Raw genomic sequence first — 26,553 nt, forward strand, 5'->3', positions numbered from 1 at the left:
ACAATTCTTTTAAATCAGCAGGCTTATTTAAACCATCGTTTTAAACTCCACCATTTTTTCTTTTCATCGTCAAGATAATAACCCGACCCCTCGTAACCACTATAATCCGAATAGTAGTAATAGCGCGAACCTGCGTTTTCGCCTGTAAACTTGGTGGTATAATATCTTGAGTGCAGTAAATCTTCTTCAAAGGCGTTTAAAACTATCACCGTATTATCCAGGTGATACTCCTGTGCTATACGCTGTGGTACTGTAGCAGCATAATATTTTGATTTACCGGAGCGGATCACAAAAACATTAATATCGCTTATCCTGATAAGCGGTATGGCATCTGATACCAGCCCGATAGGTGCGGTGTCAATCATTACCACATCATATCTTGTTTTAAGTGTTTCAATTAAATGACTCATCCTTTTGCTGTGTAACAACTCTGATGGGTTGGGTGGCACCGGCCCCGAAACTATAAAATCGAGGTTAGCCTGCTCAGAATGATGAATGATATCATCAATTTCCGTTTGGTGGGCCAGGTAGTTTGTTAAGCCGGTATCATTGGATACATGAAAAGTTTTATGCAGTCTTGAGCGCCTTAAATCGGCTCCTATCAGCACTACTTTTTTATCAATAAGTGAGAGGGTGCTTGATAAATTTACTGCTACGAATGATTTGCCCTCGCCCGCAACCTCCGAGGTTATACAAATAACTTTACTTGCTTTTTCTGAGGAAAGGAAACTGAGATTGGTACGTACAGACCGGACCGATTCGGCAAAAATTGATTTGGGCTTACTAATAGCCAGGATTTGCTCGCTGCCTTCATCAAGATCTTCAGGGAACTTTCTGATAACGCCCAGGATAGGTATAGTGGTAAGGCTTTCAATGGTTTCCTTATCATAAATATAGGGGTTTAATACCCTGATGAGGATGATAAGGCCAAGACCTATAGCCAATCCTAAAATGGTTGCCGTACGGTGAATGCTATGTTCGTTGGGCGAAACCGGGTTAAAATTTGGCTGCGCCAGCTCAATGATGGTTGCGCCCGGCAAAATCCCGGCACGGCTGATCTGGGCTTCCAGCTTTTTCTCAGACAGGAAAGAGTACACCTTATCGTTAATATCAAAGTCACGTTGCAGGCTTACCATATCGCGCTGCGCAGCAGGTAAAGCTTCTATTATTGAATTAACCTGTCCAAGCTGGCTATCAAGAAATTGGATGTTTTTTTCAATTCCAGACCTGATCTGCTTTATATTATTTAAAGCGGTGGTTTTAATTTGGATAATGCTTTGGTTAATGTTTTGAACAGGTTGCGAATCGGCATTATAGGTAGTTAATAAGCTTGCCCTTTCCGTAATCAGGTTATCCAAACGGCCCACCAGTGCTTCTAACGATGGAAGATTGGCGCTACCTACGTTAAAATTTAAGGTTACATTGTTTTTTTCCTTAGTTATCTGGCTGCTAAGCTGGTCAAGCGCAATTAGTTGTATTTTTAATAACGATTTGTTTGATTCGAGCTCGGCTGCCTTAGTTGCCGAAGTAGTTGAAGCCGATGCTACATCGAGGATCTTAGACTTTTTCTTGTATTTCTCTATCGAGCTTTCGGAGCCTTTTACTTCGGTTGACAGATAGGCCAGCTGGCTGTCAATAAAGTCGATCATTTGTGAGGCCGACTGTGCTTTTTGATTGCGGTCAAAAGTCACATATTCATTCATCACAGCATTAAGTGCATCTGCAGCAAACTGCGGATTTGAATCTGTTTGCTGAATGGCAATTATATTTGAGTTTTTTGCTGTTTCACCTGCATATAAATTGCCCTGTATGCGGCCAACAAAATCTTCGGGTATGTTAAACTTAAACAGATAAATTGTTTTGGAGGGAATCACCCCCGGATATTTAATCTGGAAGCTGGTATTGCCGACGTTTACGGTACTTCCGTAATTGTAATTGCTTTGAACCTCTTTACCGTTTATGCTATAGGTTAGTTTGAAGGTTTGCGGGTTAACAGGCTTAAAAGTTATCAGGTTATGGAAAAAGTTGAGGCTATCAAATTTTACCAGGGTAATAGCAAGTGGTTTTTGCGGATAAGTCTCTGAGGTGCGCACCCTGCCCGAAATATAAAAGCTGATGCGATAATCCAGATCTTTTATGGCTGTAAGGATGAGTGTGCGGCTGGTTAATACCGATGTTATACTTTGGATTTTTGATGGCCCGCGTTCGGGCGTGGTCATTACACTTATAATGTCAGAGATCTCTGATTTTTTTTCTTCTACTTTAAGCGTACCCCCGGTAGCATATGTTTTAGGTGTATACCACAGATAAGCATAGGAAATAGCAGACGTAATAGCAACTGATGCCAATATCCAGTACCACCGGCTGAATAGTATTTTGCCGATCTTAAAATAATCAATTTCCTGGTTGGGCAGCTTTCTTTGTACTTTTTCTAACTCTTCCATTTACCGATGAGAAAGCGTAAAAATAATTAAGGCAGTATTAAGTAACAGTAACACCGGCTGGGTTATAATCGACAGATTCTGTAATTTGTCGTTGCGTACGGCACGTTTGTTTTGTGCTATATAAATAACGTCGCCGCTCTGAAGTATGGCACGGGGATCATTTATTGATTGAATATCCCGGAGGTTAATTTCAGTAACCTGTGGGTTTTTCTGATCGCCCCTTATTATTTTTACGTTTGCTTCATTGGCCTTATCTGTCAGGCCTCCTGCTTCACCAATCATTTCAACCAAAGTGGTCCTGTCTTTTGTTAATGTATAGTTTCCCTGCCCCTTTATTTCGCCAAGTATGGTTACCTTAAGGTTAACGATTTTTAGCTCAATTATAGGGTCTTTCAGCAGGTTTTTACGGTAAAGCTCTTCAATTTGTTTTGCCGCTTCGGGCCTGGTAAGGCCGGCAACCTTTACATGGCCGATAGCGGGCAGGGCAACGGTACCATCGTCTTCAACCTGGAATGTTTGCCCGGTAGTATTTCCGCCCCCGCTACCGCCTGCATTAGTAGAAGGGCCCTCGTCAACAATATACTTAACGCTTTGCAGGTTCCTGATCTGCAGTATATCCTGTGCTTTGATACGATATGGGTTTGCAGTAGCGTCGCTGCTTTTGGATGCTGTATCGATAGCATTATTTTTTTGTTCAAACAGATATTGGTATTGTTTATTTGAGCAGGAGGTTAATAAAAAAAGTATCCCGATAATCAGGCAGGTAGGTATATAATTGCGCATGTTCAGCTATAAAGTTCCACGTTATATTTAATATAATTAGGCTTCAAATCCAAAATTACATAATTTCGGGGTATTAATACGTTGTATTTTTCCCAAAGTTGCAAGGTTGAAGGTCTCGGTTATCACTATTGTTTATAATGCCAGCGATACCATTAAAAGGTGTATCGAATCTGTCATTGGTCAGGATTACAATAACATTGAGTATATTATAATTGACGGTGGCTCAACAGATGGTTCGCTGCAAATAATCAACCAATATAAATCGGGTATCCATGTCCTGGTATCAGAGCCCGATCAGGGTATTTATGATGCGATGAATAAAGGAATCCGTTTAGCATCCGGCGAAATTGTAGGTACGCTTAATGCCGACGATTTTTTTGCTGATCAGGGAGTTATATCGGCGGTGGCACAGGCTTTTTCGGATAGCAAAGCCGGGATCGTTTACGGAAACCTTGATTATATAAATTCGGCCGGTAAAATTATCCGTAAATGGAAAAGTCACACTTGTGGAAAAAATTCCTTTCAATGGGGTTTTATGCCCCCGCATCCTACCTTTTACTGCAAGCGTCATTTGTTTGAAAAACAGGGTTTTTATAGCCTCGAATACGGTTCGGCGGCCGATTATGAATTAATGGTGCGCTTTATGCACAAGTGTCATATTGAGAGTTTGCATCTTAACAGGGTTATGGTTAAAATGCAGATGGGCGGTGTAAGTAACAGTAGTTTGCTAAACAGGATTAAAGCCTGGGCATTTGATTTGAAAGCGATGCGTGAAAATAAGGTGCTTGTCCCCGCGTTAGCAATTGTGTTAAAGCCGCTAAGAAAATTCTCCCAATTTATTTAATTTTTAGTTAACCTTTTATGCCATCTGCCGTATAAGTATTGATAAATGAATAAGCCCGGTCACTAACACATTTATGGCATATGCTTGAATTTTTACGCTCTTATCATTTTGTTTATAATGTGCTGATAGTTGTATTTGCAACCCTTGTAACATTATTATGTATCCCTTCAATTTTACATGTTGCGCGTGCGCGCCATCTATATGATGATGTTGGGCATTTCAGGAAACAGCATGATCATGGCATTCCCCGGTTAGGTGGTGTGGCTATTTTTGTAAGCTTTACTATCACGGTTTTGTTATTCAGTATTATTGACAAATCACTGCCTATTAGTTATTTGCTTACAGCATGTATCATGTTGTTTGCAATGGGCCTAAAGGATGATCTTTCGGGCGTTAATTCCAGCACTAAGTTCATGATCCAGTTTGTAGTTGCCGCCATTCTGGTTATCCCCGGAGATATCCGTATCAGTAGTATGTATGGGGTTTTTGATATTGCGGCACTGCCATATATACCCAGCGTTATACTGTCAATATTGGTTATTATGCTCATCATCAATTCGTTTAATCTCATTGATGGTATCGATGGCCTGGCCGCAACTACAGGTATCATTGCAAATAGCACTTTTGCTGCACTTTTTATTTACATGAACCAGTATGAGCTTGCGGCAATTTCGCTTGCTATGGTTGGTGCTGTAGTTGGCTTTTTGCGCTTTAATATAACCCCCGCTAAAATATTTATGGGCGATACCGGCGCCCTGCTCATTGGCCTGGTAACTGCGGTAATGGCTATTAAATTTATTGAGCTAAGCAAGGTTTCGACGGTTAAGCTGCCTTTTATATATACCGCACCTGCACTAATTGTAGCCATACTTATGGGGCCTGTTTTTGATACGCTGCGGGTTTTTACTATCCGTATCTTAAACGGAAAGTCTCCTTTTGACGCCGACAGGAACCATATTCACCATCGTATATTAAAAATTGGATTAACGCATTTGCAAACTACGCTTGTTTTAGCGTGCTTAAACCTTATATCCATATTAATGGTGCTAACCTTAAATAGCTTAAATAACTCATTGCTTATTGTGCTTATATTTTTGCTGTCCATATCATTTAACGGGGCAATAACTTATTTTATCCGTTCAAAAAAGCGCGGGTTTTTGATGTTCCGCAATTTTGGCGATTGATAAGCAATTGTAACCTGCAGGTAGTAATAAAGCAAATAGTCAAATTAACCATCCATCTTCATTAACTTTGATACTTTATCACAGCACGCAATGAAGATAGCTATAAACGGATTTGGCCGTATTGGCCGCATTTTTTTAAGGAATATTTCATCGCACCCCGAAATACAGGTGGTAGCTATAAATGACCTTACCGACACGCAAACTCTTGCTCATTTGTTCAAGTATGATTCTGTTCATCGCGGATTTAAGGGCGAGGTTAGTTTTGATGAGAGTCACCTTATTATAAACGGCAACCACATCCGGGTATTTGCCGAACGGGACCCGCTTAAACTGCCCTGGAAGGCGCTGGACATCGATATTGTAATAGAATCTACCGGTAAATTCACCTCAAGAGAGGGTGCCGAAGCACATTTAACTGCCGGGGCACGGCAGGTTATTATATCTGCACCATCACCTGATAAAAATGTGCCAACAGTAGTACTTGCTGTTAACGACGGAGAGGTTGACCTGCAATCACCTATTCTCTCAAATGCATCGTGTACAACCAATAACGTTGCCGCAATGGTAAAAATATTAGATGAAAACTGGGGCATTATTGATGGTTACATCACTACCGTACACTCAATGACCGGTGATCAAAATCTTCATGACGCACCCCATAAGGATCTTAGGCGGGCAAGAGCAGCCTCAGCTTCCATTATCCCTACCACTACAGGTGCTGCCAAAGCTATTACATCTATATTTCCGCATTTGGAAGGCCGGTTGGGTGGAGCGGGGATCCGTGTGCCGGTGCTTAACGGCTCGTTGACTGATTTTACCTGCAGCCTGAAAAAGCAACCTACCATAACTCAAATTAATAAAGCCTTTAAGCAAGCTGCCAACGGGCCAATGAAAAATGTATTGGAATATACCGAAGACCCTATTGTGTCAACCGATATTTTGGACAATCCTCATAGCTGCATTTTTGATGCGCAGTTAACGTCTATAGTGGGCGGGCTTGTAAAGGTTGTTGGCTGGTACGATAATGAAATGGGTTACAGCAGCCGGCTGGCCGATTTGGTTGTTCAGATAGCCGGACTTAAAAAAGAGGTTGTATCACAAATCAAATCTCCCTCCCTTGGATTGTATTGAAATTTAGCCGATAATATTTATACAAAAAGGGGGTTAACACATTTTTGGCATAAAAACAACTTAACTATTTGATTGTTAGATATATAAATAAATGTTAACCCTGAATTGTGTTAACCCTGTTAACCCCCATTTTGTTAATAAAGTTAATTAAATGGAAACTATGTATCGCTTAAGTATCTGAAAACAAAAATGAGGCTGATCAATGTACACAGCCTCGCTCAAGTTATTTTGTATATATTACGGCAGCCGTCAGCGTTGTGGTATCCAAGTTTTTACCGTTGGTATAATAGTATGCGGCAAAACCGATCACATCTTTGGTTTGCTTTAAAATATCATTCTGCGCCTCAACAGCAAGATCATGTTGTTTGTAGGCTTTTGAAAACGTGACAACCCGCTCCAATACCAGTTTAGTGTACTGTTTGCCATTGATAGTTGTTGTGGAGGCCGATTTAATAGCTACGTTATTTAAATTATCATCAAGATAATTTGTTGCTGTTTGATTATCCTTGTTGACACTGGTGAAATTAAAATTACCGAGGTTAGATTTTGAAAAATCTTCTTTAAAATGTACAGCTGATGATTTTTGATAATCATCGGCGTTTAATATCAAATTAGCGGTTTCAGTATAAATTAAATAAAGCGAGTCATTGCTTACTTTAGTGAGTACAACCTGATCTGCAATATCAAGTTTTACGGTACCAGTTGCTATATCCGTACTGGTGCCGGTATTGGTATCCGGATTTGTGCCGGTATTCGTGCTGGTTGATCCTTTAATTACTTCGGAAACTATATTTGTTTTTTTGCAGCTGAAAAGTACGGTTGCGATAAGGATGTAGGTAAGGTATTTTTTCATTTTAATTTTGGTGTTCTCTGTCTTTTGACAACAACTGTGCCTTACTCTTTATTTGTTTAATAGTAAGTAATAGGCAAATTCTTTTAATTAACGGTTGGATTGGGTTAGAGCTTAAGGAAACATTAACCTGCAGTTATCATTTTTATGGGATAAAAATTCCCCATATGGGGAATTTTGGCAATTTTGCGGGTATGATCAGGTTTATAAAAGTAGATGAGTTGCTGCACGTACGCAACGAAGTGCTGCGTGAGGGCAGACTTACCCTTGATGAATGCCGTTTTCCTTCAGATGATAATGAAGGCAATTTTCACCTTGGCTACTTTGTTGATGATGAATTGGCCTGTATTGCATCCTTTCATCCCCAAAGTTATGGCGAATTTGTCGGTACCGGCTACCAGCTACGTGGTATGGCAACAACTGAAAAATACAGGGGACAAGGTTTCGGCAACCAGTTAGTTAACTTTGCCCTGGTTTACCTGCGTGGTCAACAGGCAGATTACTTGTGGTGTAACGCTCGTAAAAAGGCGGTCCGTTTTTACAGTGGCCTTGGTTTCGAGATTGTTTCGCCCGAATTTGAGGTGCCCGGCATAGGCCCTCATCATGTAATGTATGTTAAAATAAGATGAAATTTAGGCGGATTGAAACAGCTTTTTTCGTTTTTCGTTAATTATTTTGAATTAAAATGCTCAATTTGCGCCCGTTCATAACAAATGACCCTTTAATAGATATGAAAACAGTAGATCAAATTAGTTTTGCCGGTAAAAAAGCCCTGATCAGGGTTGATTTTAACGTGCCTCTTGATGAAAATTATAATATTACCGATGATAACCGCATGACGGCAGCTTTGCCAACCATTAAAAAAATATTGAAAGATGGCGGTAAAGTTATCCTGATGTCGCACCTTGGCAGACCAAAAGATGGTCCTACAGAAAAATATTCATTAAAGCATATTGTATCTCATTTGTCTGATCTGCTTGGTCAGCAGGTTCAGTTTGCCGATGATTGTATCGGTGAACAGGCTGTTGAAAAAGCAAAAGCGCTTGGTAACGGCGAGGTTTTACTATTAGAGAACCTTCGTTTTTACAAAGAAGAAGAAAAAGGCGATGTTGCCTTTGCAGAAAAACTTTCGAAATTAGGTGATGTTTACGTGAATGATGCATTTGGTACTGCTCACCGTGCACACGCTTCAACTGCTATCATTGCCCAGTTTTTCCCTGAAGCTAAATTCTTTGGTTACCTGATGGCTGCTGAGTTGAACAATGCTGAGAAAATTCTGAACAACGCACCTAAGCCTTTTACTGCTATTATGGGTGGTTCAAAGGTTTCTGATAAAATAGAGCTTATCGAAAAATTACTTGAGAAGGTTGATAACCTGATCATTGGCGGCGGTATGGCTTATACATTTGCTAAAGCAGATGGTGGTAACATAGGTACTTCCCTTGTTGAAATGGATAAACTTGACCTTGCAATCAGCCTAAGACAAAAAGCTAAAGAAAAAGGTGTAAACCTGTTATTGCCTTTGGATAACATTATTGCTGATGCTTTCTCGAATGATGCCAATACAGATGTAGCTAAAACCGGCGAAATAAAAGATAACTGGATGGGCCTGGATATCGGTCCGGAAACGGTTGCTTTATTCAGCAAAGTAGTTGAAGAATCAAAAACCATTTTATGGAACGGTCCGATGGGCGTATTTGAAATGGAGAAATTTTTAGGCGGAACCAAAGCCATTGCCGAAGCTGTAGCTAAAGCTACCGAAAACGGCGCTTTCTCGCTGATTGGCGGCGGTGATTCTGCTGCAGCCGTAGCCAAATTTGGCATGACCGATGAGGTAAGTTACGTATCAACAGGCGGTGGCGCATTGCTTGAATACATGGAAGGTAAAGAATTACCGGGTGTAAAGGCAATTAACGATTAATCGGATATTATCAAATTTTAAAAAAGGTTCGGTTTGTAAATAGCCGAACCTTTTTGCGTTTAGTGAGATAGATTTAAGGTGTAAATCAAAAGTATTTGAAACCAGCAGTAAATATCCGGCCATTTAATGAAACCGACCGCGCCAGGCTTAGAGAGCTCTACCTGGTCTGTCGCATACAGTCCTTTTATTGGATGGACAACAGTTTATTTTCATTAAATGATTTTGATGCTCACACGCCAGATGAAGATATTTGGGTAACAACCTGCGATAATGAGATAACAGGATTTATGGCTGTATGGCCTCCTGACGCTTTTGTTCATCATTTATATGTTGATGCCGCGTATAGAGGAAAGGGTATTGGAAAAGCTCTGTTGGCTTTGGCGGCTCAAATTTATCCTACCCCGCTTAACTTAAAGTGTCTTGTTAAAAATGAAGCAGCGCTTCAATTTTATCTGGCCCTGGATTGGGAAGTTGTGGAAGAAGGTAGTGATGCTTTAGGCGAATATTTTTTAATGAAGAGCAAATAGTAAGCGGGCGAGACACGAAAATATCCCGCCCGCTTTATTTTATTGAATTTTAACCGATGTTACTACGTCATTAGCATTAGGCGATAAAGTGGTGAAATTAGGTGTGTTTGATGTCCGTGTCCAGGATGTTCCCGTAGAGTTATCGTTTGAGTACATTGTTACTGTCCAGCCGGTTGGGATCTTTACCGATGATGCCCAGTTATCAACAAAGCCATAAGCCTGCAATTGTGCCAGGGTATAAGTGCCTTTAGGTATGGCGCTTGTTACTGTGCCTCCGTAATTGATATCCTGGTAAAAAGTTACCCCTGTAGTACTTGTTCCCGTATATACCGTAGTCTTGCCGTACAATGCATTTGATACGATTGTCAGGTAAGTGTGCGAGTCGGTATTGGGCAGGTTATAATACAGGTAAATGCCATAATTGTTATTAACTGTTTGTGTAGCCAGCGATGCCGCAGTTGATGAGCTGGTGCTTTGAATATCAATTGCAGCAGGGCCAAGGTTAGCCGCGGCTAATCCCGGAACGTTTGGAACTGAGTAAGTACCGTAAATGGCGTTCCAGCTATAGTTTACTTGCGAGCCTACAGTTACACCATTGTAGCTCAGGCGTGATGCTGCCGGCCCGTAAAAATAAAACGATATTATCTTAGTGGGCATCAGGTTGCGTAAAGCGGTAACCAGGTAAACAAATGAACTTGCGTTAGGCTGGCCTGTACCATTAGTGCCATAGTCGGCATATTCATCGTCAAAGTCAATACCGTCGAGTCCGTAAGTAGTAACTGCATTGCTTAACTGCTGAGCGAAATCATTTGCGGCAGCCTGGGTTGGAAAGTTGGAAATACCTGCGCCCTGGTGATTGCCCAAAATAGATAACAATACCTTAATGCCTTTTGCCTGCAGGCTCTGAATGTAGGTGGCTTTATTGTTGAGCACATTGGTGACCTGTGAGTTAAAATATAACACAGCTTTTTGTGTACCTGTGTCATAATTGATATTGGCCGCAAATATGATAGCAATATCAAAAAGCTGCTCGCCTGTTGAAAGGGTGTAGTTGCCCACATTGCGAATGTCATTATTGTTTACTTCTACATAGCAAACGCCTTTTGGACCGGCTACACCTATGGCATTGGTGCTTAACTTTGACGGGCTGTTGCCTGCATCGGTAGGTAGCGCAGCTTTTTCCTTTTTACAGGCGGATGTGAGGAGTAGAACTGCGCCTAATAAGGCGGTTAGTGTTTTTGTAAGGGGCAGATTAAAGTTTGTTCTCATAATTGTTGTGTTTGTTAAATTGTTTATAAAAAGATAAATTGTTTTAGCATAATTGGTTTATGTAAAGCCGGCCCATAGCATGGCCAGGGATAATCACTATCTCTTAAAAAAACTGTTTAAATATTTTAGGTTGCCGGGCGCTTAGGTCCTCGCTCCGGTATTATTTGGTTCAAGGTAATAGACCATTAAACGGGTATAATTGCTTACAGGTTTTAATTATTATTTTATAAAAATATTATTATGGTTAATAAAGGTGCTTATTACACTTAATTTTAACTATAGCAAAAACCTTGGTTCTGTAACAAAAAAGAGGCTTTTTGTAAATTGCAGTGTGGTTAGTTGTCCTTTTTATTTTATTCGGCTACATTTGATTTGACTGACAAAAATTTTATGAAGAAAAATTTACTTTTCGTTCTCTGCCTTTTGCTTTTAGCATCAGGCCTTTATGCGCAGCCCAAAGCGCCCGATGCCGATTACATCAAAGCCAATTATCAGAAATATGAATACCAGATCCCGATGAGGGATGGTAAAAAGCTTTTCACATCGGTATATGTGCCGAAGGATCAATCCAGGAAATACCCTTTCATGATGGACAGGACACCATACAGCGTTGCACCGTATGGTACCGAACTTTATAAAGGAAGCCTTGGCCCATCGTCATTATTCACTCATGATGGGTACATCTTTGTTTACCAGGATGTACGCGGCCGCTGGATGAGCGAGGGTATTTACGAAGAAATGACACCCGAAAAGGAAGATCATAAAACCAATAAAGATGTGGATGAAGGAACCGATACCTATGATACCATCGACTGGTTGTTGAAAAACATCCCGAACAACAATGGTAAAGTAGGGGTATGGGGTATTTCCTATCCGGGCTTTTACACAACCACTGCATTATTAAGCCGTCATCCGGCATTGGCAGCTGCATCACCGCAGGCGCCGATTGCCGACTTATATCATGATGATGCTTTTCATAACGGTGCATTTATGCTTGTGGCAAACTTTGGTTTTTATCCGGGCTTTACCAACCGGCAGGACGATAAACCAACCCAGCGCCGTGGCAAAGGGTTTGATGCAGGTACCGAAGATGGCTATGACTTTTTCCTGAAAATGGGTTCGATGAGAAACTCTAATGTTAAATATTATAAGGATACCATCCGCCTGTGGAACGAAATGCTTGATCACCCTAACTATGATCAGCATTGGAAAGAACGTAACGTGCTCTATCATCTGCATGATATCAAAACGGCTGTACTGGTAACCGGTGGATGGTATGATGCGGAAGATTTATACGGCGCCATCAATACCTATAAAACATTGGTAAAGAAAAATCCCCAAACCCCGGTTTACTTTGCCATGGGGCCCTGGGTACACGGCGGTTGGGCGCGTGGGGATGGCGATCATTTAGGCGATGTTAGTTTCGGCAGTTCTACAGGTCCTTTTTACCGTGAAAAAATTGAGTTCAATTTCTTTAGTCACTATTTAAAAGGTACTGCAGATTTCGACTTGAAGCCGGTATCTACCTTTGAAACCGGTGTTAACGAGTGGAAAACCTATAACGCCTGGCCGCCAAAGGAAGCTACAGAGAAAAATTTGTACTTGCTGCCAGGTGGCAAACTATCATTTACCGCACCAACTGTTGTAGCCAACAGTTATGATGAGTTTGTATCTGATCCAAACAAACCTGTGCCTTTCATTAACAGTATTGATATGGATATGAAGCGCGAATACATGACTGCCGATCAGCGGTTTGCATCGCAGCGCCCGGATGTGCTTACTTACGAAACTGATATTTTAGATAATGACGTAACCATTGCAGGTAATATCTGGGCCAACCTTAAAGTATCAACTACAGGCACCGATGCCGACTGGGTGGTTAAGGTAATAGATGTTTATCCCGACTCTACCAAAAACACCAAATGGGCAGGCAAAGACGTATACCTGAGCGGCTATCAGCAAATGGTACGTAGTGAGGCTATGCGTGGTAAGTTCCGTAACGGTTTTGACAAACCCGAGCCTTTTGTGCCCGGTAAAGTAACACCGGTAAATTTTGAACTACAGGATGTGCTGCACACTTTCAAAAAAGGTCACAAAATCATGGTGCAGGTACAAAGCACCTGGTTCCCGCTTATCGACAGGAATACACAGCAGTTTCAGGATATTATGAAGGCTAAGGATACCGACTTTAAAAAGGCTACGCATAAAGTTTATACCTCGAAAGCAAATCCGAGTTATTTGAAAGTCAGGGTTATCGAATAGTATACCTTAAACATAATTAATGACAAGGCTGTATCATAAATTGTGATACGGCCTTTTTTTGACCTATTCGGATATAGTTTTCGGTTGACTCTACTGACAAAAAGGGGGTTAACAGGGTTAACACAATTTATCGCTAATATTTGCTTATATTGTTTGTAGTCAGGTAATTGAGTGTTTTTTGTGCGAAAAAAGTGTTAACTCCCTTTTTGTATAAATATTATCGGTTAAATTTTAAAAACACACATCAGTAAACCAGTTGCCCAAGTCAGGCCTGTGCACCGTAGGTCGCTTTGCTGTAATATCTTATTTAAACTAATTATAAATAAAACTTGCAGATAAAAAGTCTTTTTATACTTTTGCGCTTAATTAGACTTAATCTAAATAGAATGTTAAATAACCTTTACTACTCTCTGCGCACAATCCTGTTTTTAATTTTATTTCTATTTGCAAACGCATTGATCCTTAAAGCTGACGACGAAGGCAATAATGGCAAAATAACCGGTGTAGTTAAAACCAGCGACGATCAGCCGGCCTATTTTGTTAATGTGGCTATTAAAGGATTAAACAAAAGCACTACCACAACCGATAACGGATCATTTACTTTTAATAATATTAAGCCGGGCACCTACACCCTGATTGCTAAATACATTGGTACAAAGACAGAAGAGCAAACTGTAACTGTGTTTGCAAATAAAACAACTACAGTATCCTTTAAACTTTATGAAAGTTCGGCCGAGTTAAATGAAGTTGTAGTTTCTTCAACCAAAACCATTAACCGTAAAAACTTAAACATTGGCAAAATGAACATATCGCCAATAGACCTGCCCCAAAGCGTTACCGTAATAGGCCGTGATGTGCTTGATCAGCAACAGTCGCTGCGTTTGAGTGAGGTTATTAGAAATGTAAATGGTGTATACCTGTACAGCGGACGTGGAAATACCCAGGAAACATTTGGAGCCCGCGGATACAATTTTGGAAGTAATAACATCTTTAAAAATGGTTTCAGGGTTAACTCGGGCGTTGTACCTGAGATCAGTTCGCTGGAGCGGGTGGAGATATTAAAAGGCAGCGCTGCATTATTATACGGAAACGTTGCACCCGGCGGCATCCTGAATATGGTAACCAAAAAACCTTTATTTGCGCAGGGCGGCCGGGTGTCCATGACCTATGGCAGCTATGACCTTTACCGCCCATCGTTTGATGTTTACGGCCCTATATCTTCCAAATTAGCTTATCGCGTAAATGGTACCTATGAAAATGCTAAAAGCTACCGTGACAATGTAAAATCAGAAAGGGAATATATTAACCCTTCATTCCTATACAAAATAAGTGATAAAACAACCATAATTGTTGAAGGTGATTACCTTAACTATGATTTTACCCCCGATTTCGGAACAGGGCAAATCAATAATGTTATTGCCAAAGTTCCGCGTAACAGGTATTTGGGCGCGTCATGGTCAACCGGTAATACCAAACAAACTACCGCAACCGCAACCATTAACCACCAGCTCAATAGCCTTTGGAAATTAAGCGGCGGGTTTTCATACCAACATTTTAACCGATCATACCAAACCACCGAGCGTGTATTACCTGACGCAAATGGCGACTGGGGCCGTACCCTCAACAGGGCCAGAACACTTGAAGACTACTATACTGGTCAGTTCAATATTACAGGCCAGTTTAACACAGGTGCGATTAAACACAACATTTTAGCCGGTGTTGATGCCGATTGGTACCGCAATAATGCTTATACTTATGTTGCTACGGTAAACAAGGTATCAAGTTACCTTGATCAAAATAATGCACCACAAAACGCTGTTTACGACAAGATCAATATTTTTGACCTTGATAAATACACGCTTCGCACTGATAAACCACAGATGAATCCGTTTTATAGCATCTTGACGCCGACCAATCGTTTTGGCGCTTATGCTAATGACCTCATTAGCTTGTCTGAAAAAGTTAAAGTGCTTGCAGGTATTCGCTGGTCATATCAATATGTATCACCAACATCGGTAAGCAATTATAATACACTTGCTACCGCAACTCAGGCCGCCGGTAAAGAAGATAAAGCATTTTCACCGCGTGTAGGTATCGTTTACAAGCCAATAGCTAATACTGCCTTGTTTGCGAGCTACTCTAATTCTTTTGTAACAAATACCGGCACCGATATCAACAACAATCCGCTTGATCCTTCAATGATTGATCAGTATGAAGTTGGTGTTAAAAATGACTTCCTGAACGGCAACCTGTCAGTAAATGTAACAGCATATCGCATTAAAAATAATAACCTGGCTCAAACTGCGCCATTTCAGGCCGATGGTGTTACACCTAACATTAATACCAATATCAAAGTGCTGAGCGGTGAAACAAGAAGCGATGGTGTGGAGCTTGATATCGCCGGTCACCCGGTAAAAGGTTTGGATGTATTGGCAGGCTATAGCTATACCAACGCTAAATATACCAAAACAGGTACTGCAGTTGGCAGCAACATTGCAGGCCAGCCATTATTGAATACACCAAAGCATACCGCAAACACCAGCGTATTTTATACTTTTTACAACGGTGATTTAAAGGGATTCAAAGTAGGTGCGTCTGTTTATTACCTGGGCGATCGTGTTGCTGGTAACGCCAATACGGTAGGTCAAACCCAAACTATATCGAGGTTAGTTAATGTACCGGGCTTTACCACGGTTGATGCTTCGGTAGGTTATACTTATAAAAAGATCTCTATCATTGGTAAGATCTCTAATATTGGCAACGTGCTTAATTACAATGTGCACGAAAACTATAGTATTAACCCTATACCGCCAAGGCAGTTCTTAACTACATTGAGTTATCGATTTTAAAAATTGAATTTAGCCGGGCATGGGAACATGCCCGGTTTTTATGCTTATAAAAACTGATGAAAGTATTTTTCCGCACCATTCACCTCTACTTAAGCCTTGCGGCAGGAGTAATCATTTTTTGCTCGTGCTTAACCGGCACTATGCTGGTTTTTGAAAAGGAAATTCAGCAGGCACTTAACCCGCAGCGGTATTTTGTAAAACCCCAGGATAAAAGGTTGCCGATATCTGCTTTGACAGCGGGTGTCTTAAAGCAGATCCCCAAATCAAAACTGGCAACAGTTACTGTTTATCAGGATCCGGAACGTACGGTTGAAGTCGCGCTCATCGTACCTGAAAAGAAGGATAAGAAAGCAGCCAGTGCTCCCAAGGCAGAGAAACATGCAGGCACGTATGCCAAAAAGGATGCTAAACCAAAAGATGCGGAACGCTCAAACCTAACGGCTTTTGTAAACCCCTATACCGGGCAAATAGTTGATCAGTTTAACCGCAGGCAAACTTTTCTGTATTCGGTAGAGATGTTTCACCGTTATTTATTGGGTGGTAAAAATAGCCTGGGCGATTGGGTGATCAGCCTCTCAACCTTGTTTTTCCTGGTGATTTTGATAACGGGTGTAATACTTTGGTGGCCTAAAACCAAGGTTATTATGAAGCAGCGTCTTAAAATAAAATGGGGCGGGAGCGGTAAGCGTTTAACGCACGATCTGCATATTGTTACTGGTTTTTATACTTCTATATTCTTGATCATCATTTCGGCATCCGGCTTGGTCATGACCTTTAAATGGGCAAACAGCACTCTGTTTTTCCTTACCAATTCAAAAGTTGTTGCCAAAGAAGATATCAAAGCCCCGCTTTCAGTTTATCAGCCGGGAGTTACTGCTATTTCAACGGAAGCGGCTATTGGTGCGTTAGGTAGTAAAATAACTGATGCCGAAAATTTCACTATCCGTTATCCGAAGGATACAGCGGCGGTTTATACTTTTAATGTGCTCAAAAAAGGTTCGGTTGAGCTGGCTACCGATACTTATTATATAGATCAATACAACGGCAAGCTTGCCGGCTCTGCCTTGTATGCTGACAAAAGCCTTGGCCAGCGTATCCGTGGGATTATTAAACCAATCCATACGGGCTCTATTTATGGCTGGCCTACCCAGGTTTTAGCTTTTCTGATCACCTTGGTTTCGCTCATATTTCCGGTAACAGGGGTAATGATGTGGCTTAACCGTACCGGTAAAAAGAAAAATAAAGCTGTGCGCAGCAGAGTGAAAGTGGTGTCTGCTGAGGTTATCTAAAATGAAAAAGATTATCTTTTCTCATCAGGGCCGCTCTTAGAGGGGCCCTGATGAGACTTTTTATGTCGCTCGTTCCTTTTTACCTTAAAGGCTCCCTTATCATGATCCAGTAAGGGCAGCCTGTAACCGGCTCGCTTACTTCCTTTGCTATTTTATACCCCACCCGTTCATAAAACCGGATGTTTCGTGGGGTGAATGTTTCGAGATAGGTTGATATCCCGTTTTTATCTGTTTCGTTAAGCATTTCCATTAATAGATTAGCTCCCAATCCCCGTCCCTGGTGACTTGGTTTGATTCCAGCTATCGACAAATACCAGGCATCGTACAGTATCGGGTCAAGTTGTTTGCTCATGAACGAAACTATGGTTGAATAAGCTCTTAGTGCCGGTTCGCCCATATAGGTTGCTATAAAGTCTTTCTTTAACAGGCTCTTTTCCTTGTCTGCAGCAGGGTTTAAAGGTTGGCTCCAGATAGCGGCACCATAAGCAGGATCACCAGTAATAGTTAACCGGCCGTACTCTTCGCCTTCTTTCATGGAGTAATCCATATACCTCATTAGTATTTCCTGCTTTTTCTGCTCGCCGCCCGGAATATCCCGTAACAATTCTATGTAAAATGGGTCGGGGATGAGGGCTTCGTATAGCGCTAAAGCCAGGTCTTGATATTTATAGGTGTACATGCAATATATTAAGTTCAACGGCTTAATATACAAAATATTAGTACCCCACACCTGGTTAAGTAGTTGTAGTTTATGAAAGCGATGGCTCTGCAATAAATGGTTTTTTCTCCCACTTTTTTATGATTCAGAATTTATAGCCAATAGTTGTCGTAACTACTTGTTTATTAGTGGTTTTTGTCGGGGTGAAAATCTTGAAAAATCTTCAAAAAATATAAAACAGACCCGGCTAAAAATTGTTGAAAACTTTTAGTGGGGGAAAGTGGTAGAAAGTGGTAAAAGTATTTACTTTTACGTTACAAAATTGCCCAAGTCATACAATGTCGTTTTTAACCGGTGAATTTGAGTGTAAGCTTGATCCTAAATTTAGGATGATGATACCGGCTGGCCTTAAAAAAAAGCTTCCTGAACTGGAATCTGAAGGCCTGGTGATCAATCGCGGGTTTGAAAAATACCTCGTCATATACACTAAAAAGGAATGGGATAAACGACTTGAAGATTTGAGCAAACTTAATGAATACGAAGAGGATAATATAGCCTTTATACGATATTTTACCCGTGGCGCCACCGAGCTTATGCCTGATGCTGCCGGCAGGGTATTGTTGCCAAAATTCCTGTTGGAATATGCGGGTATAAAAGGGGATGTAGTACTGGCTTGTCAGTTGAATAAAATTGAGGTTTGGGATGCCGAAGCGCACCGCAAACTGATGGATGATGAGCCCAAAAGTTTTAGCGCGTTGGCTAAAAAAGTAATGGGTGGTAAAAATAAGGAGCAGGAATGAGTGAGTACCATGTACCGGTAATGCTGAGGGAATGTATTGATGGGCTGAATATTGATCCGGACGGTACTTATGTGGATGTGACTTTTGGAGGTGGTGGTCATTCGCGCGAGATTTTGAAGCACCTGGGCCCAAAAGGCAGGTTGATTGCTTTTGATCAGGATGCTGATGCGCAGCGTAATATAATTGATGATGAGCGTTTTGTTTTTGTAGATCAGAATTTCAGGTATCTCAAAAACTTTTGCCGTTTACATGGCGCTATTCCTGTAAATGGTATTCTGGCCGATTTGGGTGTGTCATCGCACCAGTTTGATGAGGCCGATCGCGGGTTTTCCATCCGGTTTGATGCCGAGTTGGATATGCGTATGAACCAGTTGGGCGAGCTGACTGCAAAGGATGTGGTAAATAATTATTCGGTGGCCGACCTGCACCGGATCTTTGGCATTTACGGCGAAATCCAAAATGCCAAATCACTGGCCGAAACTATTGCTACCGCAAGGTTAAATACATCGATAGTGACTATCGCTGATCTGAAAAATGTGATCAGCGCACGCATCCCGAAAGGAAAAGAAAATAAATACCTGGCGCAGGTGTTCCAGGCATTAAGGATAGAGGTTAACCAGGAGCTGGAGGCATTGAAAGATTTTTTAATGCAGTCGGCAGAAGTTTTAGCAGTAGGCGGCAGGCTGGTGGTGATGTCATATCACTCGCTTGAGGACAGGCTGGTAAAAAACTTCATCGCCAAAGGCAAGTTCAGCGGCGAGGTGGAGAAAGACCTTTATGGAAACGACAATAAACCGCTTGATGCTGTAAGTCGCGGAGCTATAACGGCATCGGCAGAGGAGATAACCAATAATAACAGGGCACGGAGCGCTAAGTTAAGAATAGCTGTAAAAAAATGACCAATCGTTTACGTACAGAAATTCAGGAGGAGGAAGAAGTTGAGGAGGTAATTGAGGAAAGGCCTGTAAGGGAATTGCCGGATAACTTCTTTACGCAACTTTTTACCAAGGGCTTTCTTACAACCGAGAAGGCTACCAATGCTTTGCCCTTTGTTTTGTTTTTAGCCTTTTTAGGTATGGTGTACATTGGTAACATGCACTATGCCGAAAAATCGGTACGTGAAATTGATGCGCTTACCAAAGAGGTTAAGGAGCTTGGTTGGGATTATAAATCAACAAAGGCCGATATGGCTTTTAAAAGCACGCTTACCGAAGTGGCCAAGCGTGCAGATACATTGGGCTTGAGTCAATCCGTTGATCCGCCGGGAAAAATAACAGTGAAGGAGGTGGCAGATGGGAATTAGGACTAACATATTGGCCAGGGTTTATTTAGCCTTTGGTCTTGTTTTGCTTTTGGCCATTGCTGTTGTGGTTCAATTGTGCCGCCTGCAATATGTTCAGGGTGATAAGTGGAAGGCTATGGCTGCTGATCTTTCGGCACAATACCAAACTGTTGAAGCGGCAAGGGGCAATATTTTTTCTGTTGATGGAAGTTTGCTGGCTACCTCGGTGCCGGAGTATGAACTGCATATGGATATGTTGGCTGGTGGAATTGCGTCAGATACAGCTTTTAATAATAATATCGACCTGCTGGCTGCAAAACTATCGGGTATTTTTGGTGACAGATCGGCGAGGGATTATTCACGCGTGCTACGCGAGGCCCGTAGGGATAGCTCGCGTTACCTGTTGATCAGGCGCAAGGTATCGTACCAGGATTTGAAAAAGATTCGCCAGTTCCCGGTATTTAATATGGGTAAATACAAAGGCGGCCTGATTGTTATCCAGAAAAACAAAAGGATCCTGCCGTTCCAATCACTGGCGGCACGTACAATCGGTTATAAAAACGAAAACGTGAAGAACCCGGTTGGTTTGGAAGGGGCATATTCGTCATACATAAATGGCGAAAGCGGCCGGCGCTTAATGCAGCGCATACCGGGCGGTATCTGGATGCCCGTTGATGACGATGATGAAATAGCGCCTAAAGATGGCGCTGATATTATTTCAACCATCAACGTAAACTTCCAGGATGTAGCGCAGGATGCATTAAAAAAACAACTGGTAAAAAGCGCGGCCGATCATGGCTGCGTTGTGCTTATGGAAGTATCTACCGGCGAGATCAGGGCGATTGCCAATTATACCCGCACCAAGGATGGCGATTATAAAGAGCAAATGAACTATGCTATCAGCAATGCTATTGATCCGGGGTCGACCTTTAAACTGGCATCGTACATGACCATGCTCGATCAGCATAAGATTGATACCAGCACCATAATTAATGCTGAGGGTGGAAAGTATAAATTCCCGAAAGGGCCAACCATTACCGATACGGAGCATGATAACTATGAAATGTCGGTTAAGCGCGCTTTTGAGGAGTCATCAAACGTGGCGGCTGCAAAATTGGTTGATAGGTTTTACCACAATAATCCGTGGGAGTACATTAATAAATTATACAGCTACCACCTGAACGAAAAGCTTGGTTTGCAAATTCAGGGTGAAGGCAGGCCGGTAATTAAAAATCCGTCAAATCGCAGCTGGAACAAAAATTACAGCTTGCCAGAGATGGCTTATGGTTATGAAATGAATATTACGCCGCTGCAAATGCTGGCTTATTATAATTCGGTTGCCAACAATGGTAAAATGATTGCGCCGTTGCTGGTTCGAGAAATTCGCAGATTGGGCAATCCTATTGAGCAATTCCAGGCAAGGGTAATTACCGAGCAGGTATGTTCTGAAGCAACTTTAGGTAAAGTGCGCGGGATGCTTGAAGGGGTTGTAATGAACGGTACCGGTAAAAACGTTATTAAAAATAAGCTATACAGTGTAGCGGGTAAAACAGGTACAGCACAGGTGGCTAACGGAACAAAAGGTTATAAGGATAAAAAGTACCAGGCCTCTTTTTGTGGATATTTCCCGGCCGATCATCCTAAATATTCGATGATTGTGGTGATCAATAACCCAACCCAGGGCGATTACCTGGCAGCAAAAGTTGCCGGTCCGGTGTTTAGGGAAGTGGCCGACAGGGTGTATGCCAATGATTTGGATATTAATCAAACCTCGCAGGCGCATTACGTAGGTAATACGGTAATGCCGCAGGTAAAGCAGGGAAATATGAAAGCCCTGAAAAAGGTTTATTCAAAACTGGGTGTTAAGCCGCTGTATGCATCGGCTAACAGTACTGTTGATACAAGTAACGGTATCCCGTTTGAGGAAGTAAAATATAAAAATGGCACCGTGCCATCGGTAACAGGCATGGGGCTAAGCGATGCGTTATACGTAATGGGTAACGCCGGCTATAAGGTAACTGTGCGCGGAAGCGGTATAGTTACCAATCAATCGGTTACCGGAGGAAGTGCAATACCAAAAGGATCACGAATTTTAATAGAACTGCAATGAGGTATTTAAGCGATGTAATTGATGGACTGGCCTTCACTGAGTTGCAGGGAAGTGCTGACGTGGAGATCACGGCGATAGCTTTTGATTCGAGGGCAGTGATCCCTGGGGCCATGTTTGTTGCCGTGAAGGGAACTCTTGTTGACGGGCATGATTATATTGACCAGGCCATCAAAAAGGGCGCTGTAGCAGTAATTTGTGAAGATCTTCCGGCCCATACCACAGGCGAAGTTGATTTCCTGATGGTAGCCGATTCGGCAGTAGCATTAGGCATTGTAGCCGCTAATTTTTATGATAACCCATCGGCCAAATTAAAACTGGTTGGGGTAACGGGCACCAATGGTAAAACAACTATCGCAACACTGTTATATCAACTGTTCCGCGATCTGGGATATAAATGTGGCTTGCTTTCAACCGTTGAAAATCAGATAAACGGTAAGGTGATCCCATCAACTCATACAACACCTGATCCGGTTGAGCTAAACAATTTGCTTGCCGAAATGGTGTATAGCGGTTGTGATTATTGCTTTATGGAAGTTAGCTCACATGCTATTTCACAAAAACGGATTGAAAGTTTGGTTTTTGCGGGTGGTGTGTTTACTAACTTAACGCACGATCATTTGGATTATCATAAAACCTTTTTAAGGTATTTAAATGCTAAGAAGGCATTTTTTGACGGTTTGCCTAAAGATGCATTCGCCCTTACCAACAGTGATGATAAAAATGGGAATGTAATGCTGCAAAATACAGCAGCACATAAAAAAAGCTATGGCCTTAAAACCATGGCCGATTATAAAGCCCGCATACTTGAAAATCAGTTCAGTGGTTTGCTGCTGCAGATTGATGGCGAGGAAGTATGGTTTAAAATGGTGGGCACATTCAATGCCTATAACCTGCTGGGAGTTTATGCTACCGCGATGCTGCTTGAGCAGGATAAAGCTAAAGTACTTACCAGCCTAAGCAAACTGACTGGTGCTGAAGGCCGCTTTGAATACATAACTGCGCCAAATAAAGTGGTAGGTATAGTTGATTATGCACATACGCCCGATGCCGTACAGAATGTACTAAGCACTATTCATGATATCCGCAAGGGTAATGAAAAAGTGATCACGGTAATAGGCTGTGGTGGCGATAGGGATAAAACCAAACGCCCCATCATGGCCAAAACCGCCTGTGAGTGGAGTGACAAGGTAATTCTGACATCAGATAATCCGCGTACCGAAGATCCGGCGCAGATCATTAAAGAAATGGAAGAAGGTGTTGACCCGGCATTTAAAAGGCATACGGTAAGCATCATCGACAGGCACGAGGCTATTAAAACTGCCTGTATGCTGGCTAACCCCGGTGATATTATCCTGGTAGCAGGCAAAGGGCACGAAAAATACCAGGAAATAAACGGAGTGAAAAACCACTTCGATGATATGGAAGAACTGGAAAACAGGTTCAAAGATTTGGTGTAAAAGATGGGGCAATAGCGAAAGCGGTTGGTTAGATTAAGAAGATACTATTAGTAAAAGAGAAGAGCAATGTTGTATTACCTGTTTAACTACTTAAGCAAAAATTACAGTATCCCCGGGATAGGTGTATTTCAATACATCACATTCAGGATGGCGATGGCTGTAATCACATCATTGCTGATCACCACAGTTTACGGTCGGAGGTTGATTGATTACCTGCGCTTTAAACAGGTGGGTGAAACTGTAAGGAATTTGGGCTTGGAAGGGCAGATGCAAAAGTCGGGTACCCCAACCATGGGTGGTATCATCATTTTGCTGGGTATTTTAATACCAACGTTGTTGTTTGCCAAGCTGGAAAACGTGTATGTGATCCTGATGATCATTACCACCGTTTGGCTGGGTGCCATCGGTTTTCTGGACGATTACATTAAAGTATTTAAAAAGAATAAAGAGGGGTTAGCAGGCAGGTTCAAGATCATCGGTCAGGTAGGTTTATCGCTTATTGTTGGTTGGACAATGTATTTCAACAGCAATATCATCATCCGCCAGGAAGTGGTTTTGCCGGTGAAGGATGATGCCCCGGTTGAGTTTCATATGAAACGCAATACGCCCGTTTACACTCAGGATGTACATTCTACCAAAACAACAATGCCATTCTATAAAAACAATGAGTTTGATTATGGCAAAGTGTTGAAGTTTTTGGGTAAAGGTTACGAGCAATACGCGCTGGTGGTGTTCCTGTTTTTCGTGATTCTTATTATCACGTTTATCTCCAACGGGGCAAATATAACTGATGGTATTGATGGCCTGGCTACGGGTACCTCGGCCATTATTGGTATTACACTGGCTATACTGGCCTATGTATCGGGTAACACGGTTATTGCCGATTACCTGAACATTATGTACATCCCAAACTCGGGCGAGCTGGTAGTTTTTGCCGGTGCTTTTGTTGGGGCTTGCGTAGGCTTTTTATGGTACAACTCATATCCGGCACAGGTGTTCATGGGCGATACCGGCAGTTTGGCCATAGGTGGTATCATAGCGGTGTTTGCTATTATGATCCGTAAGGAACTGATGTTGCCATTGCTGTGCGGTATTTTCCTGGTAGAGAATTTTTCGGTGATAATACAGGTATCATGGTTTAAATACACCAAAAAGAAATTCGGCGAAGGCAGGCGTGTGTTTTTAATGGCTCCGCTTCACCATCACTATCAGAAAAAGGGTTTCCACGAAGCTAAAATTGTTACCCGCTTCTGGATCATCTGTATCATACTGGCGATAGTGACCGTGATAACGTTGAAGCTCCGGTAACCCCCCGACCCCTTCAAGGGGGAGGAAAAGAGCAAGGGTGAGAAAACATAAAAAGAAAAGAGAAATCGGTGAAATCATCAAATAATCGGTGAAATCCCAAAAGAAAATAAAAATGAACGACAACAATAACAAAGAGACCAATCAAAAGCACCCCCTTCAGGGGGCGGGGGGGGCTCGGCTTGTGGTGTTGGGTGCCGGCGAAAGCGGTGTTGGAGCGGCATACCTTGCACAGCAGCAGGGCTTTGATGTTTTTGTGTCGGATTTTGGATGCATTGCCGATAACTATAAAAAGCAGCTTGAAGATTGGAAAATTCCTTTTGAAGAGAAACAACATTCAGAAGAACTGATCCTGAACGCGGCCGAAGTGATCAAGAGCCCAGGTATTCCGGATAAGGCCCCGATCATCAAAAAACTGCATGAAAAAGGAACGCCCGTAATATCGGAGATTGAGTTTGCCGGGAGGTACACTGATGCAAAGATCATCGGTATAACAGGTTCAAATGGTAAAACCACTACCACCAGTTTAACCTACCACATTTTAAACGATGCGGGGATGAACGTTGGCTTGGCAGGCAATATAGGTAAAAGCTTTGCCTACCAGGTGGCTACCGAAAAGTTTGATTGGTATGTGCTGGAGCTAAGCAGCTTTATGCTCGACGATATGTTCAGGTTTAAAGTTGACATAGCGGTACTACTAAACATCACACCCGACCATTTGGACAGGTATGACTATAAACTGGAAAACTATGCGGCATCCAAATTCAGGATAACGCAGAACCAGACAGCAGCCGATTATTTTATTTATTGTGCGGATGATCCGGAAACAATAAAGGGGATGAAAGAGCGAACGTTCGGGGCACAGCTGTTGCCGTTTTCCATACAGCAGAAATTTGAACCGGGCGCATACCTGGATAACAACGACAATATTGTCATTAACACAACACAAGAACATTTTACAATGTCAATTCAAGAACTGGCCCTGCAAGGCAAACACAACATTTACAACTCCATGGCATCGGGTATTGTAGCAAAAGTGTTGGAGCTACGCAACGAAACGATGAGGGAGAGCATGGGCAGCTTTAAAAGCATTGAACACAGGTTGGAGTTTGTTGCCAATATATCGGGCATTCGCTTCATTAACGATTCAAAAGCTACCAATGTTAACTCAACATGGTATGCTTTGGAAAGCATGACCAGCGATGTAGTGTTGATTTTAGGTGGTGTTGACAAAGGAAATGATTACAGCATGCTTAATGACCTGGTTAGGCAAAAAGTAAAAGCCATTGTGTGTTTAGGCAAGGATAACAAACGGATCCATGACGCTTTTGAAGGCGATGTTGATATTATAGTCAACACAGCATCGGCCCAGGAAGCCGCAACCGTAGCATATCATCTGGCAACCAAAGGCGATACGGTATTGCTATCCCCGGCCTGCGCCAGCTTCGATCTGTTTAAAAACTACGAAGACCGCGGCAGGCAGTTTAAGGACGCTGTGAAGGAGTTGTAAAACAGTTTTCATAGTTGATAGTTCATGGATCATAGAAAAAAGCTCAAAGGCCATGATCTATGAACTATCAACCATGAA

General features: G+C 42.0%; 21 protein-coding genes. 16 read left to right on the forward strand and 5 right to left on the reverse strand.

The window, feature by feature from the left end; genetic code table 11:
• Positions 1–23 precede the first annotated feature (23 nt).
• Both AC59JO_RS10825 and AC59JO_RS10830 read right to left on the reverse strand, forming a co-directional pair.
• The gene (locus tag AC59JO_RS10825; protein ID WP_413666228.1) at positions 24–2,444 is read right to left on the reverse strand and encodes a GumC family protein; all 2,421 of its coding nucleotides are present in this window, start codon (positions 2,442–2,444) and stop codon (positions 24–26) included.
• A complete protein-coding gene (locus tag AC59JO_RS10830) occupies positions 2,445–3,227 on the reverse strand; it encodes a polysaccharide biosynthesis/export family protein (protein ID WP_413666229.1) in 783 nt (260 codons plus the stop codon). It lies immediately after the preceding gene.
• A gap of 106 nt (positions 3,228–3,333) precedes the next feature.
• Here AC59JO_RS10830 and AC59JO_RS10835 point away from each other — a divergent pair, with 106 nt between their 5' ends.
• The 3 genes from AC59JO_RS10835 (at position 3,334) to gap (ending at position 6,386) form a co-directional block, all read left to right on the forward strand.
• Positions 3,334–4,071 carry a glycosyltransferase family 2 protein gene (locus tag AC59JO_RS10835; protein ID WP_413666230.1) on the forward strand — a complete coding sequence of 246 codons (738 nt, stop codon included), beginning with the start codon at positions 3,334–3,336 and terminating at the stop codon, positions 4,069–4,071.
• Positions 4,072–4,151: 80 nt separating this feature from the next.
• A complete protein-coding gene (locus AC59JO_RS10840) occupies positions 4,152–5,255 on the forward strand; it encodes an MraY family glycosyltransferase (RefSeq protein ID WP_497305279.1) in 1,104 nt (367 codons plus the stop codon).
• A gap of 90 nt (positions 5,256–5,345) precedes the next feature.
• Complete coding sequence (gene gap, locus AC59JO_RS10845; protein WP_497305281.1) at positions 5,346–6,386, forward strand: type I glyceraldehyde-3-phosphate dehydrogenase; 1,041 nt, start codon at positions 5,346–5,348, stop codon at positions 6,384–6,386.
• A gap of 223 nt (positions 6,387–6,609) precedes the next feature.
• On the opposite strand, the gene AC59JO_RS10850 is transcribed toward gap, so the two are convergent.
• Complete coding sequence (locus AC59JO_RS10850; RefSeq protein ID WP_497305283.1) at positions 6,610–7,239, reverse strand: hypothetical protein; 630 nt, start codon at positions 7,237–7,239, stop codon at positions 6,610–6,612.
• A 191-nt stretch (positions 7,240–7,430) separates the two neighbouring features.
• On the opposite strand from AC59JO_RS10850, the gene AC59JO_RS10855 reads away from it, so the two are divergent.
• From AC59JO_RS10855 to AC59JO_RS10865, 3 genes are all read left to right on the forward strand, one after another.
• Positions 7,431–7,865, forward strand: a complete 435-nt coding sequence (locus tag AC59JO_RS10855) for a GNAT family N-acetyltransferase (protein ID WP_413666234.1) — start codon at positions 7,431–7,433, stop codon at positions 7,863–7,865.
• Between the two features lie 101 nt (positions 7,866–7,966).
• A complete protein-coding gene (locus AC59JO_RS10860; protein ID WP_413666235.1) occupies positions 7,967–9,157 on the forward strand; it encodes a phosphoglycerate kinase in 1,191 nt (396 codons plus the stop codon).
• A gap of 95 nt (positions 9,158–9,252) precedes the next feature.
• Positions 9,253–9,684, forward strand: a complete 432-nt coding sequence (locus tag AC59JO_RS10865; protein WP_497305286.1) for a GNAT family N-acetyltransferase — start codon at positions 9,253–9,255, stop codon at positions 9,682–9,684.
• Between the two features lie 39 nt (positions 9,685–9,723).
• On the opposite strand, the gene AC59JO_RS10870 is transcribed toward AC59JO_RS10865, so the two are convergent.
• Positions 9,724–10,953 (reverse strand): endo-beta-N-acetylglucosaminidase H, encoded by a 1,230-nt coding sequence (locus AC59JO_RS10870; protein WP_497305288.1) that lies wholly within the window; start codon positions 10,951–10,953, stop codon positions 9,724–9,726.
• A gap of 390 nt (positions 10,954–11,343) precedes the next feature.
• Between AC59JO_RS10870 and AC59JO_RS10875 the strand changes: the two genes are divergently transcribed.
• The 3 genes from AC59JO_RS10875 to AC59JO_RS10885 all read left to right on the forward strand — a co-directional run bounded on the left by AC59JO_RS10875 (position 11,344) and on the right by AC59JO_RS10885 (position 17,353).
• On the forward strand, positions 11,344–13,215 hold the full coding sequence (locus AC59JO_RS10875; protein ID WP_497305290.1) for a CocE/NonD family hydrolase: 1,872 nt from the start codon (positions 11,344–11,346) through the stop codon (positions 13,213–13,215).
• Between the two features lie 386 nt (positions 13,216–13,601).
• Positions 13,602–16,064, forward strand: a complete 2,463-nt coding sequence (locus AC59JO_RS10880; protein WP_497305292.1) for a TonB-dependent siderophore receptor — start codon at positions 13,602–13,604, stop codon at positions 16,062–16,064.
• Positions 16,065–16,120: 56 nt separating this feature from the next.
• On the forward strand, positions 16,121–17,353 hold the full coding sequence (locus AC59JO_RS10885) for a PepSY-associated TM helix domain-containing protein (RefSeq protein ID WP_497305294.1): 1,233 nt from the start codon (positions 16,121–16,123) through the stop codon (positions 17,351–17,353).
• A gap of 79 nt (positions 17,354–17,432) precedes the next feature.
• Here AC59JO_RS10885 and AC59JO_RS10890 read toward each other — a convergent pair whose 3' ends face one another.
• Complete coding sequence (locus AC59JO_RS10890) at positions 17,433–18,032, reverse strand: GNAT family N-acetyltransferase (protein WP_413666242.1); 600 nt, start codon at positions 18,030–18,032, stop codon at positions 17,433–17,435.
• A gap of 317 nt (positions 18,033–18,349) precedes the next feature.
• Here AC59JO_RS10890 and AC59JO_RS10895 point away from each other — a divergent pair, with 317 nt between their 5' ends.
• The 7 genes from AC59JO_RS10895 to murD all read left to right on the forward strand — a co-directional run bounded on the left by AC59JO_RS10895 (position 18,350) and on the right by murD (position 26,475).
• Positions 18,350–18,811 carry a division/cell wall cluster transcriptional repressor MraZ gene (locus tag AC59JO_RS10895; RefSeq protein WP_091213347.1) on the forward strand — a complete coding sequence of 154 codons (462 nt, stop codon included), beginning with the start codon at positions 18,350–18,352 and terminating at the stop codon, positions 18,809–18,811.
• Complete coding sequence (gene rsmH, locus AC59JO_RS10900; protein ID WP_091213350.1) at positions 18,808–19,710, forward strand: 16S rRNA (cytosine(1402)-N(4))-methyltransferase RsmH; 903 nt, start codon at positions 18,808–18,810, stop codon at positions 19,708–19,710. Before AC59JO_RS10895 ends, rsmH begins: the two co-directional genes overlap by 4 nt.
• Positions 19,707–20,114, forward strand: coding sequence for an FtsL-like putative cell division protein (locus tag AC59JO_RS10905; protein WP_497305297.1), 408 nt, complete (start codon positions 19,707–19,709; stop codon positions 20,112–20,114). Before rsmH ends, AC59JO_RS10905 begins: the two co-directional genes overlap by 4 nt.
• Positions 20,104–22,203, forward strand: coding sequence for a penicillin-binding protein (locus AC59JO_RS10910; RefSeq protein ID WP_497305299.1), 2,100 nt, complete (start codon positions 20,104–20,106; stop codon positions 22,201–22,203). Before AC59JO_RS10905 ends, AC59JO_RS10910 begins: the two co-directional genes overlap by 11 nt.
• Positions 22,200–23,660 (forward strand): UDP-N-acetylmuramoyl-L-alanyl-D-glutamate--2,6-diaminopimelate ligase, encoded by a 1,461-nt coding sequence (locus AC59JO_RS10915; RefSeq protein ID WP_497305301.1) that lies wholly within the window; start codon positions 22,200–22,202, stop codon positions 23,658–23,660. The genes AC59JO_RS10910 and AC59JO_RS10915 overlap by 4 nt, the downstream gene beginning before the upstream one ends.
• A gap of 66 nt (positions 23,661–23,726) precedes the next feature.
• Positions 23,727–24,968, forward strand: coding sequence for a phospho-N-acetylmuramoyl-pentapeptide-transferase (gene mraY / locus AC59JO_RS10920; protein ID WP_413666246.1), 1,242 nt, complete (start codon positions 23,727–23,729; stop codon positions 24,966–24,968).
• Between the two features lie 112 nt (positions 24,969–25,080).
• A complete protein-coding gene (gene murD / locus AC59JO_RS10925) occupies positions 25,081–26,475 on the forward strand; it encodes a UDP-N-acetylmuramoyl-L-alanine--D-glutamate ligase (RefSeq protein ID WP_497305303.1) in 1,395 nt (464 codons plus the stop codon).
• Positions 26,476–26,553 lie beyond the last annotated feature (78 nt).

This window comes from Mucilaginibacter sp. A5337 (assembly GCF_059690695.1).

What these genes read in the sequence shown, in the direction of transcription:
- AC59JO_RS10895 (WP_091213347.1), top strand. Translation starts at nt 18,350, where the DNA reads ATGTCGTTTTTAACCGGTGAATTTGAGTGTAAGCTTGATCCTAAATTT.
- AC59JO_RS10910 (WP_497305299.1), top strand. Translation starts at nt 20,104, where the DNA reads ATGGGAATTAGGACTAACATATTGGCCAGGGTTTATTTAGCCTTTGGT.
- mraY (WP_413666246.1), top strand. Translation starts at nt 23,727, where the DNA reads ATGTTGTATTACCTGTTTAACTACTTAAGCAAAAATTACAGTATCCCC.
- AC59JO_RS10880 (WP_497305292.1), top strand. Translation starts at nt 13,602, where the DNA reads ATGTTAAATAACCTTTACTACTCTCTGCGCACAATCCTGTTTTTAATT.
- AC59JO_RS10890 (WP_413666242.1), bottom strand. Translation starts at nt 18,032, where the DNA reads ATGTACACCTATAAATATCAAGACCTGGCTTTAGCGCTATACGAAGCC.
- murD (WP_497305303.1), top strand. Translation starts at nt 25,081, where the DNA reads ATGAACGACAACAATAACAAAGAGACCAATCAAAAGCACCCCCTTCAG.
- AC59JO_RS10870 (WP_497305288.1), bottom strand. Translation starts at nt 10,953, where the DNA reads ATGAGAACAAACTTTAATCTGCCCCTTACAAAAACACTAACCGCCTTA.
- AC59JO_RS10855 (WP_413666234.1), top strand. Translation starts at nt 7,431, where the DNA reads ATGATCAGGTTTATAAAAGTAGATGAGTTGCTGCACGTACGCAACGAA.
- AC59JO_RS10875 (WP_497305290.1), top strand. Translation starts at nt 11,344, where the DNA reads ATGAAGAAAAATTTACTTTTCGTTCTCTGCCTTTTGCTTTTAGCATCA.
- gap (WP_497305281.1), top strand. Translation starts at nt 5,346, where the DNA reads ATGAAGATAGCTATAAACGGATTTGGCCGTATTGGCCGCATTTTTTTA.
- AC59JO_RS10915 (WP_497305301.1), top strand. Translation starts at nt 22,200, where the DNA reads ATGAGGTATTTAAGCGATGTAATTGATGGACTGGCCTTCACTGAGTTG.
- AC59JO_RS10850 (WP_497305283.1), bottom strand. Translation starts at nt 7,239, where the DNA reads ATGAAAAAATACCTTACCTACATCCTTATCGCAACCGTACTTTTCAGC.
- AC59JO_RS10905 (WP_497305297.1), top strand. Translation starts at nt 19,707, where the DNA reads ATGACCAATCGTTTACGTACAGAAATTCAGGAGGAGGAAGAAGTTGAG.
- AC59JO_RS10840 (WP_497305279.1), top strand. Translation starts at nt 4,152, where the DNA reads ATGCTTGAATTTTTACGCTCTTATCATTTTGTTTATAATGTGCTGATA.
- AC59JO_RS10830 (WP_413666229.1), bottom strand. Translation starts at nt 3,227, where the DNA reads ATGCGCAATTATATACCTACCTGCCTGATTATCGGGATACTTTTTTTA.
- AC59JO_RS10825 (WP_413666228.1), bottom strand. Translation starts at nt 2,444, where the DNA reads ATGGAAGAGTTAGAAAAAGTACAAAGAAAGCTGCCCAACCAGGAAATT.
- rsmH (WP_091213350.1), top strand. Translation starts at nt 18,808, where the DNA reads ATGAGTGAGTACCATGTACCGGTAATGCTGAGGGAATGTATTGATGGG.
- AC59JO_RS10885 (WP_497305294.1), top strand. Translation starts at nt 16,121, where the DNA reads ATGAAAGTATTTTTCCGCACCATTCACCTCTACTTAAGCCTTGCGGCA.
- AC59JO_RS10860 (WP_413666235.1), top strand. Translation starts at nt 7,967, where the DNA reads ATGAAAACAGTAGATCAAATTAGTTTTGCCGGTAAAAAAGCCCTGATC.